We start from the raw sequence: 15,342 nt of genomic DNA on the forward strand, positions 1-15,342 counted from the left end.
CGAAGCGAGCGGGACGATGATGTCTTCGACGCCTAGGAACCGCTGCGTGGCGCGCAGCTTCGCAGCGGCTCACTGGATCGCATCGGCACTCTTCGGGTCGATCGTTCACGCCGCTGAGCGATCGGTCGTGGATGCGAGCGGAATCGAACGCCATGTTCCACAAATAGTGACGAAGACCGCGATCCTCGGCGGCGTTCCGGTCGTCAATTCCTACGTATTCCTCGCAGGCGATCGCGACACCATCATCACCGGCCTGCCGGCTTTCGCGACGACGCCGCGATGGCGCTTTCAGACGCGTCTCGCGCCACGCCTCGCGAAGCTGCCGACCATGCAGGACCCTGCCGGCAGAGCCAATATCGAAGCTCTGCTCGGCGCCCGGCCGGATGTCGTTCTCGTCTCGGGCGCCGCCGCCGAGGAGTCGGCGGAGCAATTGGAGCGATTGGGCTTGACGCCCTTCCGCCTGACGCGCTTCGGCGCGGATGGAGATCGCGACGCGGTCGATCGCCGCATCATCGCGGCGGTCGGCAAGCTGTATGGCCGAGAGCGCGCGGCCGACGCCTATGATCGATTATTCGACGAGACGCACGCCCGTCTGCGCAGGGGGCTGACCGGCCTCTCCGACGCCGAACGGCCCAAGGTTCTCTATTTCGAATACGGCCTGATGCGTCAGCAGCATTACGTGCCGGATTGGTGGATCGCTCATGCGGGAGGGGTGAGCGTCACCGCGCGCGATCGGCATACGGAGTTGATGGCGCTCTCCGTCGAGCAGGTGATCGCCTGGGACCCGGACATCATCATCGTCAATTCACGTCGCGAGATCGACGAGGTCCGCAAGGACCGCCGGCTCGCCGACCTCACCGCCGTGCGCGCCAATCGCATCCATGCCATTCCCTGGGGCGTCTGTGGTTGGGGCTATCACACGGTCGAACATCCGCTGACCCTGTTATGGGCCGCGAAGCTGCTGCACCCGGATCGCTTTCGCGACATCGATCTCGCGGGCGAGCTGAAGCGCTTCTACTCGGGGTTCTTTTCCTACACGCTCGACGACGAGGAGGCGGCCGACATATTGGCGGGCGCTCCGGATCGTTGACAAGCAAGAGAAGCTTACGCCATGGAATTCGGATTGGCCGGCTGCGATGCCGGACTTGCGGCTCCCGACGCCGCGGCATTGCCGGCGCTGATCGCCGAGGCCGAAGCGCTCGGAATAAAGAGCGTCTGGTTCAACGAGGAGCATTTTCAGCGGCTCCTTCACACATCGGGAGGCCGTATCTGTCCGTCCCCAGTCATCATGGCGGCGGCGGTCGCGCAAGCGACGACGACGATCCGTATCGGCTTCTCGGCGCTGCTGCTGCCTCTGCATCATCCATTGCGACTGGCGGAAGAAATCGCGACGCTCGATGTGATCTCGCACGGACGCATCGACTTCGGCGTCGCCAGAGGCGCCAATCCGCGCTACTGCGACGCCTATGAGGTTTCGGTCGACGAAACCAGAGCGCGCTTCGACGACAATCTCGGCAAGATCCTGTCCTATTGGCAGGAGGAGGAATCGACGCTCGGCGGCGGCCGATACAATGTGCTGCCGAAGCCCGCGCAATCGCCCCATCCGCCGATCTATGTCGCGACCTACACGCCAGAGACTGGGGCCGCAGTGGCGCGCGACGGACATCGCATCATCCAGAGCGGCATTCAGGCCGATTGGCATCTCGAGCTCATGCTCGACGCCTATCGCGCGGCCGGAGGACGCGTGGAAGACGTGCCCCTCGGCCGCTTTTTCCACGTGGCTGAGACCGATGAGCAAGCGAGATACGAAGCCGAGCGCGCGGTGCGAGATTTGTCGGAGCGGCTGACGGCGATCGGCATAGCGCAGCGCGCCAGAACCGTGCGCGAGGCGGATATCGAGCCGGAAGCGCTCTACGAGCAGCTGGCCGTCATCGGCGGCGTCGACACCTGCATCCGCAAGCTCGAGAGGCTGCGGGAAAGATATGGCATCCGCCGCATCAACATGCAGTCGTCCTTCTTCGGCTTCATGCCGCTGGAGACGACGATGAAATCGCTTCGGCTGCTCTCGCGCGACGTGATGCCGGCTCTTTGAGCATCGAGGCGGAGAAACCAATTCATTCGCCGTCGCCCCATCCTCGCAGATGTGTTCGCCACAAGAGATAGCCGAAGATCGGCGCGCCGATCAGCGCCGTCAGCAGACCGAGCGGGATTTCTTGGGTTGTCGCCGTTCGGGCGATCGTGTCGACGGCCAAGAGGTAGAGCCCGCCGAGCAGCGCCGATGCCGGCAGCAGCAGGCGATGGTCGGGGCCGACCAACATGCGTCCGAAATGCGGGATGATGAGGCCGACCCAGCCGATGCCGCCGCTGACCGCGACCTGAGCGGCGACGATCAGCGCGCCCATCATCAGCACCAGCCATCGGCATTTCTTCACGTCGCCCCCCAAGGCGGACGCGTCCGTCTCATTGAGCGAGAGAATATTGAGCCGCCAACGCATCGCCAAGAGCGTTGCGCTGGCGAGGACGGTCGGAATGGCGAGCGCCATCAGCTTTTGAGGATTGGCCGTCGCGAAGCTGCCGAGCAGCCAGTAGACGATGCTCGGCAGCTTCGTCAGCGGATCGGACGTGTATTCGAGCACGCCGACCAGCGCCGTGAAGAAGGAGCCGACGACGACGCCCGCGAGAATGATCGAAAGGTTCGCTCTCGGCGTTGCGCGACACAGGACGAAGATGACGATGAGGGCGACCAGCCCGAATCCGAAGGCCGAGCCGATGATCCCTACGACCGACGCCGAGAGCGTGATCGCGAGCGCGCCGCCGAAGGACGCCGCCGAGGATATTCCAAGGATCTGCGGACCAACGAGAGGATTGCGAAACAATCCCTGAAATGCGGCGCCGCAGATCGCGAGCCCGGCCCCGGCGATGATCGCCATCGCCACGCGCGGCAAGCGGACGACATTGACGACTGTCGCCTCGGTGTGGGTCCATGTCTCGGAGATCGGCAGCAGGTCGCTGGCGAGAATGCCGCACACGGTCGAGACCGAAATAGAAAAGCGGCCGACACAGATGGCGAAGAGCGCAAATAGCGCGAGAACGACCGTAAGGCCCAAAATACAGGCCGAAGCGCGCGGTCGGGCGGGGCTTGCGAGAGGGTCCCGCGCCGAGTGGGAGAGCTCTCGAATCGTCATCGGAGTTTCAGAGGCCGGATGTCGGCCGAGCGCTTCCGAGCTTCACGCGCGTCTGGCGCTCCGAGAACCGACCACGAAACTGAACGCACATCATCCTCCGGAACTCGAGCCGATCAGGCCCGCAGCATGCCTCATAGTATCGTTGATATGTAATTTGTATACATATTGTTTTGCTCGGCGCCATCTTTGAAGCGCAGACCTTCGTCGACCGCGAGGGGTCCAAATCGGGCTTGGGGGTCGCGAGCGTCGAATCGGCGTTCAACCGGGCCTACGTGTTGTGCGGCTTCTACGACGCCGTACCACGCTCGAACACCAGATCCCGCAGCTCGGAGCGCGCGACGTAGAGCAGTTGCCGTTCCGCTCATAGATGTCCTCGAGCTCGACCACGTCGGCGATTCGGGACTGAAGGGGAAAGATTTGGTCACCGGACTGAACTCGAGGCCCTTGGCGAGGTGCATCACGCCGATCGAGCGCCCACGCGGATCGTCGCCGCGCTCTGACAACTCCATCGCCCTCGTAACCGGCCGCGCAACGCCGCTCGCGCTCGCGCGAGCTGTGAACTTGGCCATTGTCGGCCCCTCGGCGAAACTAATCGGAAGCTCCTGAAACGGCGTCAGTAACTGATGGCGGCGAGGAGCCTGCTCAAGTGCAGATCGGTCCGGATTCCGTGGGCGACCTTTTTCTCTGAGTCAGTCCGCTGAGGTCGTTCGGAGCCACTTCGGCGCAAATTTACACCCCAGCTAAGGAAATTAGAACGCGACTTCAATAACGTGTCGATTTCTGGCCCGGGGCGGGAGGATACTGCTCCCGGGCGCCAGAAGGCGCAAGTCACTGGTTTCGCATCACGTCCGGCGGCAGTGGCCGAGTGGTGTCATGCGATTTTGTAGCACTCTGGCGCCGCGACGCAATCCATGATCCGCCGCGGCTGTCTTTGAGACGGTGCGTGGTCGGTCGGCTCGGCCGCCATGCGATTGATCGGTCGAAGAGGTGGCGGTCGTGAGCGAAAGACCGGCTCGATGCGGATCGAGCCGGCGAGCCTCGTCACCGTGCAACAGGAGTGGGCGCGGCGGGATCGATGAGGCCGGCGTCGCGCAGCCGGCGCCAGAACTCCGCCGGAATGACTTCATCCAAGGCGGCGCGATCCTCGGCAATTCGGCTCGGACGGCTCGCGCCGGGAATTGCCGCTGCGACCGCCGGATGGGCGAGCGAGAATTGCAGCCCGGCCGCCTTCATGCCGACTCCGTGCTCGTCGGCGATCGCCTTGAAACGCGCGACCTTGTCGAGAATGGCAGGCGTCGCCGGCGCATATTCGAAATTGGGTCCGCCCACCAGCGCGCCCGAGCTATAGGGGCCGCCGACGACGATGCGCAGACCGCGTTCCGCCGCCATTGGCATCACGCGCTGAAGCGCTTTTTCATGGTCGAGCAGCGTATAGCGGCCGGCCAGCAGAAATATGTCGGGACGCGGCTCGTCGAGCTCCATCACGATCTCGATCGGCTCGACGCGGTTGACGCCGAGGCCCCATCCCGCGATCACGCCCTCCTCGCGCAGACGGTCGAGCGCGCGAAACGCTCCGCGGCGCGCGCTCTCGAACATCGCCAGCCATTCGTCGCCATAGAAGTCCTGCGCCACATCATGGACGAAGACGAATTCGACATGATCGGTCCTCAGGCGCTTCAGACTGTCTTCCAGCGAGCGCAGCGTCGCGCTCTCCGAATAATCATTGACGATGCGGTTCGGACGGCCATGCGCGAAGACGCCGCTTTTCTCGCCGAGATCGCGGGCGCCGACGTCCTCGACTTCGTCGAGAATGACTCGGCCCACCTTGGTGCTGATGACATAATCCTCGCGCGGCTTCCCCGCCAAGGCTTCGCCCAAGCGAAGCTCCGCGAGCCCGGCGCCATAGAAGGGCGCGGTGTCGAAATAGCGGACGCCGTCGTTCCAGGCGGCTTCTACCGTCGCGAGCGCTTCCTCCTCGGGAATGTCGCGGAACATATTGCCGAGCGGGGCGGCGCCGAAGCCGAGCTTGCTCGGTAGAATCTTCTTTATGCTCATCGTTTCCATCCTTTGTGCTCGTCTGGCGGCGGCTCTTGCCGCCTGCCGCCGGATCCAGGTCGATCAGAACTCCTGCGCGGTCGGGCGCAGCACGATTTCATTGATGTCCACCTCGGCGGGCTGCTCGATCGCGAAAGCGATGGCGCGCGCGACGGAAGCGGCCGGAATGGCGATCTTGTAGAAGTCGATCACTCTCTCGCGGGCGCCGCTCGTCGTCGAATATTTGAGGTCGCTGTCGACGGCGCCCGGCTCGATCGATGTCACGCGGATCTTTTCGCCTATCTCCTGCCGGAGCCCTTCGGAGATCGCGCGTACGGCGAATTTGGTGCCGGAGTAGACCGTGCCGCCGGGCGCGAACACCTTCGTGCCCGCGACGGAGCTGATGTTGATGATATGGCCGCTGTCCTGCGCGACGAAGATCGGCAGAGCGGCGGCGATTCCATAGAGCACGCCCTTCAGATTGACGTCGATCATCGCGTCCCATTCGTCGGTGTTCACCTCGATCATGGGACGAATCGGCATCAGCCCGGCATTGTTGACGATGACGTCGAGGCGGCCGAAATCGGCGACCACTGCATCGACGACCGCCTTGACCTGATGCTTGTCGGTCACGTCCAGCGGATAGGCGCGCGCCTCCCCGCCTGCTTTCGTGATCTCGGCGACCACCGCGTCGAGCTTGTCCTTGCGTCGCGCCGCGACGGCGATGCGGGCGCCGCGCGCCGCGAGATGGCGCGCGGTCTCGGCTCCGAGTCCGACGCCGCCGCCGGTGATGAGCACGATCTTGCCTTCGATGCCTTCGCTCATGATGCAAATCCTCATGTGTCGCGCGTGTTCGGCTTGCGCCGGAGACGAGGCCGACGGTTCCGCCTTTTCGCGCCGTCGGAGATGATGATTGGGCGGTCAGCCCACTTGGACAGGGTCGAGCAGCAAGGCCGTCCGTTCGGCGAGATCATTGATCGCCGCGAGATAGGCGCGGAAATGGTGCGTCTCGCGATGCGCCGCAACCGCTTCGCTGTTCGTGTAGAGCTCATCGAGCACGAAGCGCGCGGGGTCGGTCTGGTCGCGCCAGAGATCGTAGCGCAGATTGCCCGCCTCGGCGCGGCTCGGCGCGATCATGCCGGTGAGCAGCGTTTCGAGCGCCTCTTTCTTGTCGGGTCTAGCGGTGAGCAGAGCGATGATTTTCACTGTCATTGCCGTCTGTCCTTCTGTCGCGAGGAGCGCGACGCGCATGCGCAGCGCCCCGCCGGTCATGCGCGTTCTCATTGCATTTGCTCAAGTCGGCGCGAGCGAGCGATCCAAGGCCGCGATGAGGGCTACGGCGATCGGATGATCGGAACGCGGGTTCTGTCCGGTGATGAGCTCGCGGTCGATGACGACATGCGGCGCGAAGTCGGCCAAGCCGACGGAAACCTCGCCGCCCGCCGTCGTCAGCGCGAAGGGCATGTCGAAATAGAGCTTCGCATGGAGGATTTGGTTCTCGGCGACCGTCTCCTCGCTCGCCGAGAAGACGGTCATCTTATAGCCGGCATATTGCCAGCCCTCTGCCCATTTCCTGGCGGTCTCGTTGGCGCCGGCGATCAGAGCCGCGCGGAATTCGCGAGCGTGCGGCATCGCCGCGACCACAGCGATCGGGCCGTGGCAGAGTAGGGCGGTGGGCTTGGCGCTTTCATGGAAATGGCGAAGGACCTCGCCCATATCGCGGTCCTGCATGAGGTCTGCGATCGGCGCGTGTCCGCCGGGAACGAAGACGCCGACATAATGGTCGAGACCTTCCGCGATGACCTCGCGCAGCTTGCGCGGCGCGTTCATCGCGGGATGCTCGGCGTAGAAGCTTTTCGCGCGCCGATGGGAGGCCTCGTCGCCATCGAAATGCGCGGCCGAGTCCGATGCTGCGTCGATATGCGGCTTGGTTCCGTCGGGCGTGGCGAGGACGATCTCATAGCCGGCGTCGATCAGCGCCATGGCGGGGACGACGGTTTCGTTGAGATATTGACCGGTCGCGCCCCAGCCGCCGCCCTGGATCTCGATCCACGCGGCGTTGGAGCCGATCACCAGCACTTTCCCTTTGGTCATTGCAGCCTCCGTTGGCTCGCGTCCCTTTGGACGCCGCCAACATGCGCCTGCGCCTATCATTCTGCATCTTTATTTCTTTTATTCTAGATATAGGTATGAGATTATAACTGATGCGCTATGATCTGAACCTGCTGCCCATCTTCGTCGCCCTGATGGAGGAGCGCAGCGTCACTCGCGCGGCGGAGCGGCTCGGCATGACCCAGCCGGCCATGTCCAATGCATTGGCGCGGCTGCGGGCGATGCTGCAAGATCAGCTCTTCATCCGTGGGCGTTACGGCGTGCAGCCGACTCCGATCGCGCTGGAGCTCGCTCCGGTGATCGCCGATGCGCTGACGAAGCTCGACGACGCCGTGCTGGGCCAACAGGATTTCGATCCGGCGAAGGCCGAGCGTCTCTTCACCATCGCGCCCAACAGCTATGTCGAATATGTGCTGGCCCCGGCGATCGTCGCGCGGCTCGGGCGGATCGCGCCGGGCGTCACCTTGCGTCTCACGCCTTATGGCGCGGACCTCGCGGAGACCGGGGTCGTTTCCGGCGCCACGGCGATGGTTCTCGGCCGTATCGTCGACCCGCCGGACAATCTCGTCGTGCAGCATCTGATGGAGGAGAGCCTGGCCTGCGTGGTGCGGGCGGACCACCCTGAAATCGGCGACAAGATCACGAGGAAGCAGTTCGAGGCGCTGCGCCACGTCAATGTGGTTCCACCCGGCCGCCTGCGCGTGGGGCTGTTTCAGGCGCTGGCGCGACAGGAGCTGCGGCGCGACGTCGCCATTTCGGTGACGAATTTCTTCGCCGTCGCGGAGATGGTGGCGGTCACCGATTATTGCGCGACCTTGCCGCGCCTGATCTGCCGCCGCCTCGCCGACGACCGACGGCTCAAGGTGCTGCCGGCGCCCGTCGATCTCGGAACCTTCCCGGTCGAGATGGCGTGGCACATGCGCTACCGCCACGACCCCGCCCATCGCTGGCTGCGGTCTCTGATCGCCGAGGTTGCGAGCGATATCGCAGGCGAGGTTTGAGCGCGCCGCGCGTCGATGTCGTAGGACGCCGCCGCTTTTGGTGATCGAGATCACATTTTCGGCGCGCTGTTTCAATTTCGACCCGTCTGATTGACCGAACCGGCTTCCATAGGCCGACTTTTACGTGCCCCTTCAATCGTTAGGCTATCGATCGAAGGCGTCGCATGCATTCCATCTCTTGTGATGTCGGCGATCATGAGACGAGGTACAGGGCCGCCAAAATATCGGGGGTCCCCTTGCGGGCGCGGGGAACTACCGCGCACGAGGTCGCACAGCTTCCCAATGCCGAGCGAAAAACGGCGACTGACAACAGGTCGAGCCGCCCCAACGCCTCCCGCCGCTTGCGCCGCAGGTCGTCCGCCTGATCGAGGATCGCCGCGATCCGCCGCTGCTCATCGAGGGGCGGGTATAGGACCTCGACACTTCTCACGAGATCAATATTGAGGTTTTTACCGTTGCTCCGGCCGCGAGCCTTTCGAACTCCCCATAGAGCGTTTCTGAGCCCAGCAGGTGATAAAAGTAGTGTGGGTCGAGGTTCTGTGTCTGACGTCCTAGGACTAACCACCCGTCGTGTCGTTACTTTCAACGGCGCGCCTATCGGGAGCGTCAAGGTTGCTCTGGGTCGTGCCGTGAAACTTGCCGGGCTCGATTCGGGAGTCACGGCTTATACGCTGTGGCACTCCGCGGCGTCTTGGCTCGTGGCGAAGGGACTGCCGACTCGCATAGTCGCGGATTTCGTCGGGACGGGCGAGCAAATGATCATCAATCATTACGGTCATCTCGCGCTCGACTATCAAGGCGAGGCGGCGTTAGCGATCGGGCGCCATTGAGCGTTTCGGTGGTCTATTCGGTGGACCATCAAGGCCACCAAATTCAATTTCGATCTTATCCATTTGATTTCATTGGTGGGCCGGGTAGGACTCGAACCTACAACCAGACCGTTATGAGCGGCCGGCTCTAACCATTGAGCTACCGGCCCAGCCGCCGTTTCGGCCGGGATCACCGTTCCTATAGCGGATTCGCGCCGCGCCGCAACGTCCGATCGAAAATTGGGCGCCGGCGGATTTTCGCGCGACGAAATCCCTTGCGATGGGATAAGTTGCCGCGCCCGCCCGCCGGATGCGCCCAGCGCCGGAGCCGGGCCAGCGCATCGGAGCGGCGATGACCTATTGTTGTGGCATTCTCGTTCGCGGCGGCCTCGTCATGATCGGCGACACGCGCACCAATGCCGGGCTCGACAATATCTCCACCTTTCGCAAGCTCCATGTCTTCGAGCAGCCGGGCGAGCGCGTTATGATGCTCGCCACCGCGGGCAATCTCTCGGTCACTCAGGGCGCCGTCACTCTGCTCGCGGAAGGCCTCGAAAATCCCGAGACCCACGAGCTCGAGCGGCTCGTCGACGCGCGTGGCATGCTGCAGGCCGCGCAGCTGGTCGGCCGCGCCGTGCGGCGCTCTCACGCCATCGCCGGCGAGGGGGCCGAGGATTCCGGCGTCAGCTTCGACGTGTCGCTGCTGTTCGGCGGCCAGATCGGCTCCGGCCAGCTGCGCCTCTTCATGATCTATACCGCCGGCAATTTCATCGAATGCACGCAGGACACGCCCTATCTGCAGATCGGCGAGCACAAATACGGCAAGCCGATTCTCGACCGCGCGGTGAGCTTCGACACCGATGTGCTCGATGCGCTGAAGATCGGGCTCATCTCCATGGATTCGACGATCCGCTCCAATCTCTCCGTCGGTCTGCCCATCGATGTCGCATTGTTGCGCCGCGACGCGCTGCGCACCGAGGTCTCGACCCGCATCGACGGGTCCGATCCTTACTTTCGTGATTTGCGCGAGAGCTGGTCGCGGGCGCTCCGGGCCGCGCATATCGCTATTCCGACGCCGCCCTACGGCGCGGCGCGATGACGCGCGGCGCGGCTCGGCTCGCGCCGGCCGGCGAGGAGGCGATCGAAAAGGGCGCGCGCCTCTTGCGCGAGGGCGGCCTCGTCGCCTTTCCCACAGAGACCGTCTATGGGCTCGGGGCCGATGCGGCTTCGGCGGCGGCGGTCGCGAAAATCTATGCCGCCAAGGGCAGGCCGAGCTTCAATCCTCTCATCGCCCATGTCGCCGACGTCGACGCCGCGCGGCGGGAGGCGGAGCTGCCGGCGGCGGCGCTGCGGCTCGCCGAGGCCTTCTGGCCGGGGCCGCTGACGCTGGTGGCGCCGCGGGCGGCGGGCGGCTCGGTCTGCGAGGCGGCGAGGGCAGGCCTCGCCAGCGTCGCCTTGCGGGTTCCGTCCGCGCCGGTGGCGCGCGCGCTGATTCTGGCCGCCGGGCGGCCGATCGCCGCGCCTTCGGCCAATCGCTCCGGCCATGTCAGCCCGGTGACGGCGCGCCATGTGCTGGAGGATCTCGGCGAGCGCGTCGATCTCGTCATCGACGGCGGGCGCGCCGATAAGGGCGTCGAATCGACGATCGTCTCCGTGCTCGGCGAGCGGCCGCGGCTGCTGCGGCCCGGCGCGCTGACGAGGGAGGCGCTCGAGGAGATTTTGCGCGCGCCGCTCGAGGCGGGCGAGGGCGGCGCGGGGGAGGGCGGCGCGGCGGCGATCGTCGCGCCGGGCATGACCGCCTCGCATTATGCGCCGCGGGCGCGGCTGCGGCTGGAGGCGGACGAGCTGCGCCAGGGGGAGGCGGGACTGGACTTCGGCGGCTGTTTCGGCGCCCGCGAAGGGCGTGGGCCGATCCTGGATTTGTCGCCGGCGGCCGATCTCGAGGAGGCGGCGGCCAATCTCTTCCTCTATCTGCGCGAGCTGGACGCGCGCGGCGCGGCTTTGGTCGCAGTCGCGCCGATTCCGGCGCGCGGGCTCGGCGAAGCGATCAATGATCGGCTCCGCCGCGCCGCCGCGCCGAAATAGTCAGGCGGCGATTGCCGCGGCGCCGTCGCAGAGGCGGAAATCCGCGGTCGCCGGCTCCGGCAGGTGACGCCAGGGCGCGCATTCATAGCCGCGAGCGGCCAAGCCGTCGTCGCGGGCCGAGGTCATCTCGACGACGAGACGCGTGGTGTGATTGAGCACGGGCGGAATCGCCCAGGCGAAAGATTCGGCGCCGGCCGGGGTCTGCCGCATCAGCGCGCGGCGGGCTTCGTTGTTCTCCGGGCCCATGCGTCCGCGCCAGCCGGAGCGCGGGTCCTGCCAATCATTGGCGACGATGACCGGTCCGCGCAAAACTTCGGCGTCGCGCTCCGTCCTTTCGATCAGCGCGATCTCATGCGGCCTCGTCCCGGTGAGGGTGAACAGCGCCGGCCGCGCCAGCGGCTCGCGCGAGAGCAGCGTGACCGCCTCCTCGAAGGTCGCGCAAGTCTCGAAAGCGTAGCGCAGCAGATGATCGGGCGGCCAGCCGGTCTCGTTTTTCAGCGCATTGGTCAGATTGAGCGCGAAATCATAAGGAAAGCCGGCGGCGCCGTCGACGCGGCGGCGCATCGGCGCCTGATTGATGACCGCCGAGAAGCGGCCCGGAGCCATGGCCGTCAGCACGCCGACCGCGCCGGGCCAGGTCACATTGTAGAAGCCGCCAGCCGGTCCCGCGGCCCAGGCGATCTCGACGCCACGGCCGAGGCCGCGAAAGGGCCAGTCGAGCGAGCGACGGATCGTCGGCGCGCCGAACGGATCGACGAAGGCCTGTGTGGTGCAGGCGAAGAGATAGGACATGTTGAGCGTCGCCGCGCCGTGAAACCCCAAAATCTCGGCGATGCGCTCCAGATCCTCGAAATAGCGGGACGCCGATTTCCGCAGCCAGGCTCGCGCCAGACGGTCGACCGGCGCGAGGCAGACATGGCCCCAGCGTGGCATGGGCGCGAGGCAGGCGTCGCGCAGCGCCAAGGCGGCCGCGACGCGCGCCGCCGCATGGGCGATAGGCCCGCCTTCGCGCACATCGAGCAGGGGAATCTGCCGCATTCCGAATGTCCTCCGATGTCATCCAATCGAAACAATTCTCACATGCGACTGTCATAATATAGGGCGTCCTACGCATTTCGCCGTTGCGATGCGGCGCGGCGCTTCGCGTGGAGGGCGTGAGGCGTGCGAGGAGCGCAGCCGTCGGGGGCGAGCGCGTGACGTGAGGACGGGAGAATCGCGATCGCGAGATCGGGAAAATCGCGAAGCCCCGAGAAAAGTTCGGATTTTGGAAAAGCGCAGGCGGCGCGCCTCGCGCTGAGGCGAAGGCTGGCGCCTATCAGCCGAGCCTGGTCGCCACCAGCGGCGAATAGCGGCTCGAATTCGCATTCATCGACCGCGCGCCGGCGGATGCGTTCCAGAAGGTCTCGCGGGTCGACTGGCCGTCCACTGGGCTCCAGTCGATGATCAGCCGACAGGGCGGCTCCACGCGATAACGGCCGCGATTATTCGGGCGCGATGGGCCCGCCGCGCCAGCAGCCGGTCGTGACTTGACGTAACGGACGTCGCCTCTCGGGCCGAACCAGTAATAATAGTATTTGCCGTCCCAGACCTGCCACCACCCATAGAGCCAGGACAGGGCGGGATCGACAGGGCAGGCCGATTCCGAAAAATAGACGTCGATATCGATCCAGCCCAGCAGATTGGCGGGGCTGTAGGGTCCGGCTCCGGTCAGGCGCTTGATGACGTCGCAACCCATTTTCGGGCCGCCCTGGCCGCCCGCCGCGCGCAGCAGCTTCGCGCCGTCATAGCCGCAGCAGACATCGACGTGAAACGAGGCGTGCCGCAATATGTCGCCATATTGCGGACGATTGTCGGCGGTCGAGGGAATCCAGGCCTCGGGCCGTCCGGCGCCTGTCGCTATCCCTTGCAGATCGAAACCGCCGAGATAGGTCTTCGACCCCAATTGGGCGCCGTACCAGCCGGTGAATCCGTTGCAGCCGGTCATGATGCCGCCATGCGCCCAATTGTCGGCGAGCGCCTTTTGCGTCAGTCCGGTCATTTGCGTGTATTTCGAGGCGGTGGCCCCGTTCGAGGTGATGATTTGCCCTGCGGGCAAGGCCCGGTCTAAAATCTCACGCGCTTTGTCTCGAATATCAGACATCGTCTCGTCTCCTCCGACGGTCGCCGGAACGAGCATGAAAAAGGGGCGAGTGCGCGTCGTCTATTCATCGACGATTCACCGACGCCATACGAAAACTGCAAGGATCGAGCAAAGGCTATACGGCTCGGGCGTCGGCGACAAGCTCTCGTGAGCGACGCCGACTCGCTCGGATCGCGTGTTTGTGCTCTATGTTTCGCCCCTCGGATCGGAGATCGAGCGTTTTGCTCGTCCCGAGGACGGGGGCGGGGCCGTCGTCGGCCCTGTGACGTCGTCATTTTTCTGAGGCGGTCCAGAATGTCCCGTTCGAAAGTCGTCGAGGCGATCGAGGCGCTGCGAGCGCATGCCGAGCAGTTGCGCTTCTTGCGCGCGGTCGATCTCTTCGCCGCCGATCCCGATCGATTTGCGCGTTTCTCCGTCCCTCTGGACGATTTCCTCTTCGATTTCTCCAAGCACAGAATCACCGACGAGACGATCGCGCTCTCGATCGCGCTGGCCCGCGCCGCCGATCTCGAAGGCGCGCGCGCGGCGCTGTTCGCCGGCGCGTCGGTCAATCTCACCGAGCGCCGCCCCGCCGCCCATTGGGCGCTGCGCGATCTCTCGGAGCGGCCGCTGATCGTCGGCGGCGAGGATGTGCGCGGCGCCGTCGAGGCGGAGCGGGAGAAGGTCTACGCCTTCGCGCGCGCGGTGCGCTCGGGCGCGCTGCGCGGGGCGCGCGGCGAGCCATTCACCGATATCGTCAATATCGGCATCGGCGGCTCCGACCTCGGTCCCGCCATGGCCGCGCGCGCGCTCGCGCCTTTCGCGAAAGCGGGGCCGCGCGCGCATTTCGTCGCCAATCTCGACGGCGCCGACATTGGCGACACGCTCGCCGGCCTCGATCCGGCGCGCACCTTGTTCATCGTGTCGTCGAAGACTTTCACAACGCAGGAGACGATGGTCAACGCCGCGCGCGCGCGCGCCTTCATCGTCGCGGCGCTGGGCGAGGCGGCGGTGCCCGCGCATTTCGCCGCCGTATCGACGCGGCTCGACAAGGTCGCCGAATTCGGCGTCGATTCATCGCGCGTCTTCGGCTTCTGGGATTGGGTCGGCGGACGCTATTCGATCTGGTCGGCCATCGGACTCGCTCTCGTCATCGCCATCGGCCCGGAGAATTTCACCGAATTTCTGCGCGGCGGCTTCGATATGGACGAGCATTTCCGCAGCGCGCCGCTCGAGCGCAATATTCCGGTTCTGATGGGCCTCATCGGCGTGTTCCATCGCGACGTCGAGGGCAGGGCGGCGCAGGCCGTCATTCCCTATGACCAGCGCCTCGCGCGCTTTCCCGCCTATTTGCAGCAGCTCGACATGGAGTCGAACGGCAAATCGGTGACGCGCGACGGCGGCGTCGCCGAATTCGCGACGGGGCCGATCGTCTTCGGCGAGCCGGGAACCAATGGCCAGCACGCTTTCTTTCAATTGCTGCATCAGGGAACCGACGTCACGCCGATCGATTTCCTGATCGCGGCCGAGCCGACCGACGCCGACGCGCATCACCATGCGCTGCTCTTCGCCAATTGCCTCGCGCAGAGCGAAGCATTCATGCGCGGGCGCACGCTACAGGAAGCGAAGGCGCAGCTCGCGGCGCAAGGCCTCGACGCCGCGCGCGTCGAGGAGCTCGCGCCGCATAAGGTCTTCTCGGGAGATCGGCCGAGCAGCGTGCTGCTCTATTCGCGGCTCGATCCGCGCACGCTCGGTCGGCTCGTCGCGCTCTATGAGCACAAGGTCTTCGTGCAATCGGTGATCTGGGACATCAACCCCTTCGATCAATGGGGCGTGGAGCTCGGCAAGGAGCTCGCCAATCGCCTCGCGCCCATCGTCGAGAATGCGAATGCGCCGCTCGATGGGCTCGACGCCTCGACCGCGGGACTCATCGCCTGGCGGCGGGAGAAGGACGGGGCCTGAGCCGTGAGTCGGCTGCTGGCTCGCGTCTTCCCCGC

The 15,342-nt window shown here is 65.3% G+C and carries 14 protein-coding genes and 1 tRNA gene; 7 read left to right on the forward strand and 8 right to left on the reverse strand.

What is annotated here, in order from left to right:
* Positions 1-166: 166 nt before the first annotated feature.
* The gene (locus VIF40_RS15685) at positions 167-1,090 is read left to right on the forward strand and encodes an ABC transporter substrate-binding protein (RefSeq protein ID WP_331938447.1); all 924 of its coding nucleotides are present in this window, start codon (positions 167-169) and stop codon (positions 1,088-1,090) included.
* A 21-nt stretch (positions 1,091-1,111) separates the two neighbouring features.
* On the forward strand, positions 1,112-2,092 hold the full coding sequence (locus VIF40_RS15690) for an LLM class flavin-dependent oxidoreductase (protein ID WP_331938448.1): 981 nt from the start codon (positions 1,112-1,114) through the stop codon (positions 2,090-2,092).
* A 22-nt stretch (positions 2,093-2,114) separates the two neighbouring features.
* Here the strand turns inward: VIF40_RS15690 and VIF40_RS15695 are convergent, their stop codons facing one another.
* From VIF40_RS15695 to VIF40_RS15715, 5 genes are all read right to left on the reverse strand, one after another.
* Positions 2,115-3,185 (reverse strand): iron ABC transporter permease, encoded by a 1,071-nt coding sequence (locus VIF40_RS15695; RefSeq protein WP_331938449.1) that lies wholly within the window; start codon positions 3,183-3,185, stop codon positions 2,115-2,117.
* A gap of 1,041 nt (positions 3,186-4,226) precedes the next feature.
* Positions 4,227-5,240 (reverse strand): aldo/keto reductase, encoded by a 1,014-nt coding sequence (locus VIF40_RS15700; RefSeq protein ID WP_331938450.1) that lies wholly within the window; start codon positions 5,238-5,240, stop codon positions 4,227-4,229.
* Positions 5,241-5,303: 63 nt separating this feature from the next.
* Positions 5,304-6,044, reverse strand: a complete 741-nt coding sequence (locus VIF40_RS15705; protein ID WP_331938451.1) for an SDR family oxidoreductase — start codon at positions 6,042-6,044, stop codon at positions 5,304-5,306.
* Between the two features lie 96 nt (positions 6,045-6,140).
* Positions 6,141-6,431 (reverse strand): putative quinol monooxygenase, encoded by a 291-nt coding sequence (locus tag VIF40_RS15710; RefSeq protein WP_331938452.1) that lies wholly within the window; start codon positions 6,429-6,431, stop codon positions 6,141-6,143.
* A gap of 81 nt (positions 6,432-6,512) precedes the next feature.
* Entirely contained in the window at positions 6,513-7,313 is an 801-nt protein-coding gene (locus tag VIF40_RS15715) for a type 1 glutamine amidotransferase domain-containing protein (protein ID WP_331938453.1), read from the reverse strand.
* A 110-nt stretch (positions 7,314-7,423) separates the two neighbouring features.
* On the opposite strand from VIF40_RS15715, the gene VIF40_RS15720 reads away from it, so the two are divergent.
* Both VIF40_RS15720 and VIF40_RS15725 read left to right on the forward strand, forming a co-directional pair.
* Positions 7,424-8,332 carry a LysR family transcriptional regulator gene (locus VIF40_RS15720; protein WP_331938454.1) on the forward strand — a complete coding sequence of 303 codons (909 nt, stop codon included), beginning with the start codon at positions 7,424-7,426 and terminating at the stop codon, positions 8,330-8,332.
* A gap of 698 nt (positions 8,333-9,030) precedes the next feature.
* Positions 9,031-9,162, forward strand: coding sequence for a hypothetical protein (locus VIF40_RS15725; protein ID WP_331938455.1), 132 nt, complete (start codon positions 9,031-9,033; stop codon positions 9,160-9,162).
* 73 nt (positions 9,163-9,235) lie between these two features.
* Here the strand turns inward: VIF40_RS15725 and VIF40_RS15730 are convergent.
* A tRNA-Ile gene (locus tag VIF40_RS15730) sits at positions 9,236-9,311 on the reverse strand.
* A gap of 182 nt (positions 9,312-9,493) precedes the next feature.
* Here VIF40_RS15730 and VIF40_RS15735 point away from each other — a divergent pair.
* Together VIF40_RS15735 and VIF40_RS15740 are read left to right on the forward strand one after the other, a co-directional pair.
* Positions 9,494-10,240, forward strand: coding sequence for a peptidase (locus VIF40_RS15735; RefSeq protein WP_331938456.1), 747 nt, complete (start codon positions 9,494-9,496; stop codon positions 10,238-10,240).
* The gene (locus tag VIF40_RS15740; protein WP_331938457.1) at positions 10,237-11,226 is read left to right on the forward strand and encodes an L-threonylcarbamoyladenylate synthase; all 990 of its coding nucleotides are present in this window, start codon (positions 10,237-10,239) and stop codon (positions 11,224-11,226) included. The genes VIF40_RS15735 and VIF40_RS15740 overlap by 4 nt, the downstream gene beginning before the upstream one ends.
* Here VIF40_RS15740 and VIF40_RS15745 read toward each other — a convergent pair whose 3' ends face one another.
* The gene (locus tag VIF40_RS15745; protein ID WP_331938458.1) at positions 11,227-12,264 is read right to left on the reverse strand and encodes a hypothetical protein; all 1,038 of its coding nucleotides are present in this window, start codon (positions 12,262-12,264) and stop codon (positions 11,227-11,229) included.
* A gap of 277 nt (positions 12,265-12,541) precedes the next feature.
* A complete protein-coding gene (locus VIF40_RS15750; RefSeq protein WP_331938459.1) occupies positions 12,542-13,366 on the reverse strand; it encodes a hypothetical protein in 825 nt (274 codons plus the stop codon).
* A 294-nt stretch (positions 13,367-13,660) separates the two neighbouring features.
* Here VIF40_RS15750 and pgi point away from each other — a divergent pair, with 294 nt between their 5' ends.
* Positions 13,661-15,307 carry a glucose-6-phosphate isomerase gene (pgi, locus tag VIF40_RS15755; protein WP_331938460.1) on the forward strand — a complete coding sequence of 549 codons (1,647 nt, stop codon included), beginning with the start codon at positions 13,661-13,663 and terminating at the stop codon, positions 15,305-15,307.
* Positions 15,308-15,342 lie beyond the last annotated feature (35 nt).

It is taken from the genome of Methylosinus sp. (assembly GCF_036560965.1).
In the GTDB taxonomy this organism is placed as follows: Bacteria; Pseudomonadota; Alphaproteobacteria; order Rhizobiales; family Beijerinckiaceae; genus Methylosinus.

Coding starts and splice junctions, on each gene's coding strand:
- VIF40_RS15690 (WP_331938448.1), top strand. CDS start 1,112: ATGGAATTCGGATTGGCCGGCTGCGATGCCGGACTTGCGGCTCCCGAC.
- VIF40_RS15695 (WP_331938449.1), bottom strand. CDS start 3,185: ATGACGATTCGAGAGCTCTCCCACTCGGCGCGGGACCCTCTCGCAAGC.
- VIF40_RS15700 (WP_331938450.1), bottom strand. CDS start 5,240: ATGAGCATAAAGAAGATTCTACCGAGCAAGCTCGGCTTCGGCGCCGCC.
- VIF40_RS15705 (WP_331938451.1), bottom strand. CDS start 6,044: ATGAGCGAAGGCATCGAAGGCAAGATCGTGCTCATCACCGGCGGCGGC.
- VIF40_RS15710 (WP_331938452.1), bottom strand. CDS start 6,431: ATGACAGTGAAAATCATCGCTCTGCTCACCGCTAGACCCGACAAGAAA.
- VIF40_RS15715 (WP_331938453.1), bottom strand. CDS start 7,313: ATGACCAAAGGGAAAGTGCTGGTGATCGGCTCCAACGCCGCGTGGATC.
- VIF40_RS15720 (WP_331938454.1), top strand. CDS start 7,424: ATGCGCTATGATCTGAACCTGCTGCCCATCTTCGTCGCCCTGATGGAG.
- VIF40_RS15735 (WP_331938456.1), top strand. CDS start 9,494: ATGACCTATTGTTGTGGCATTCTCGTTCGCGGCGGCCTCGTCATGATC.
- VIF40_RS15740 (WP_331938457.1), top strand. CDS start 10,237: ATGACGCGCGGCGCGGCTCGGCTCGCGCCGGCCGGCGAGGAGGCGATC.
- VIF40_RS15745 (WP_331938458.1), bottom strand. CDS start 12,264: ATGCGGCAGATTCCCCTGCTCGATGTGCGCGAAGGCGGGCCTATCGCC.
- VIF40_RS15750 (WP_331938459.1), bottom strand. CDS start 13,366: ATGTCTGATATTCGAGACAAAGCGCGTGAGATTTTAGACCGGGCCTTG.
- pgi (WP_331938460.1), top strand. CDS start 13,661: ATGTCCCGTTCGAAAGTCGTCGAGGCGATCGAGGCGCTGCGAGCGCAT.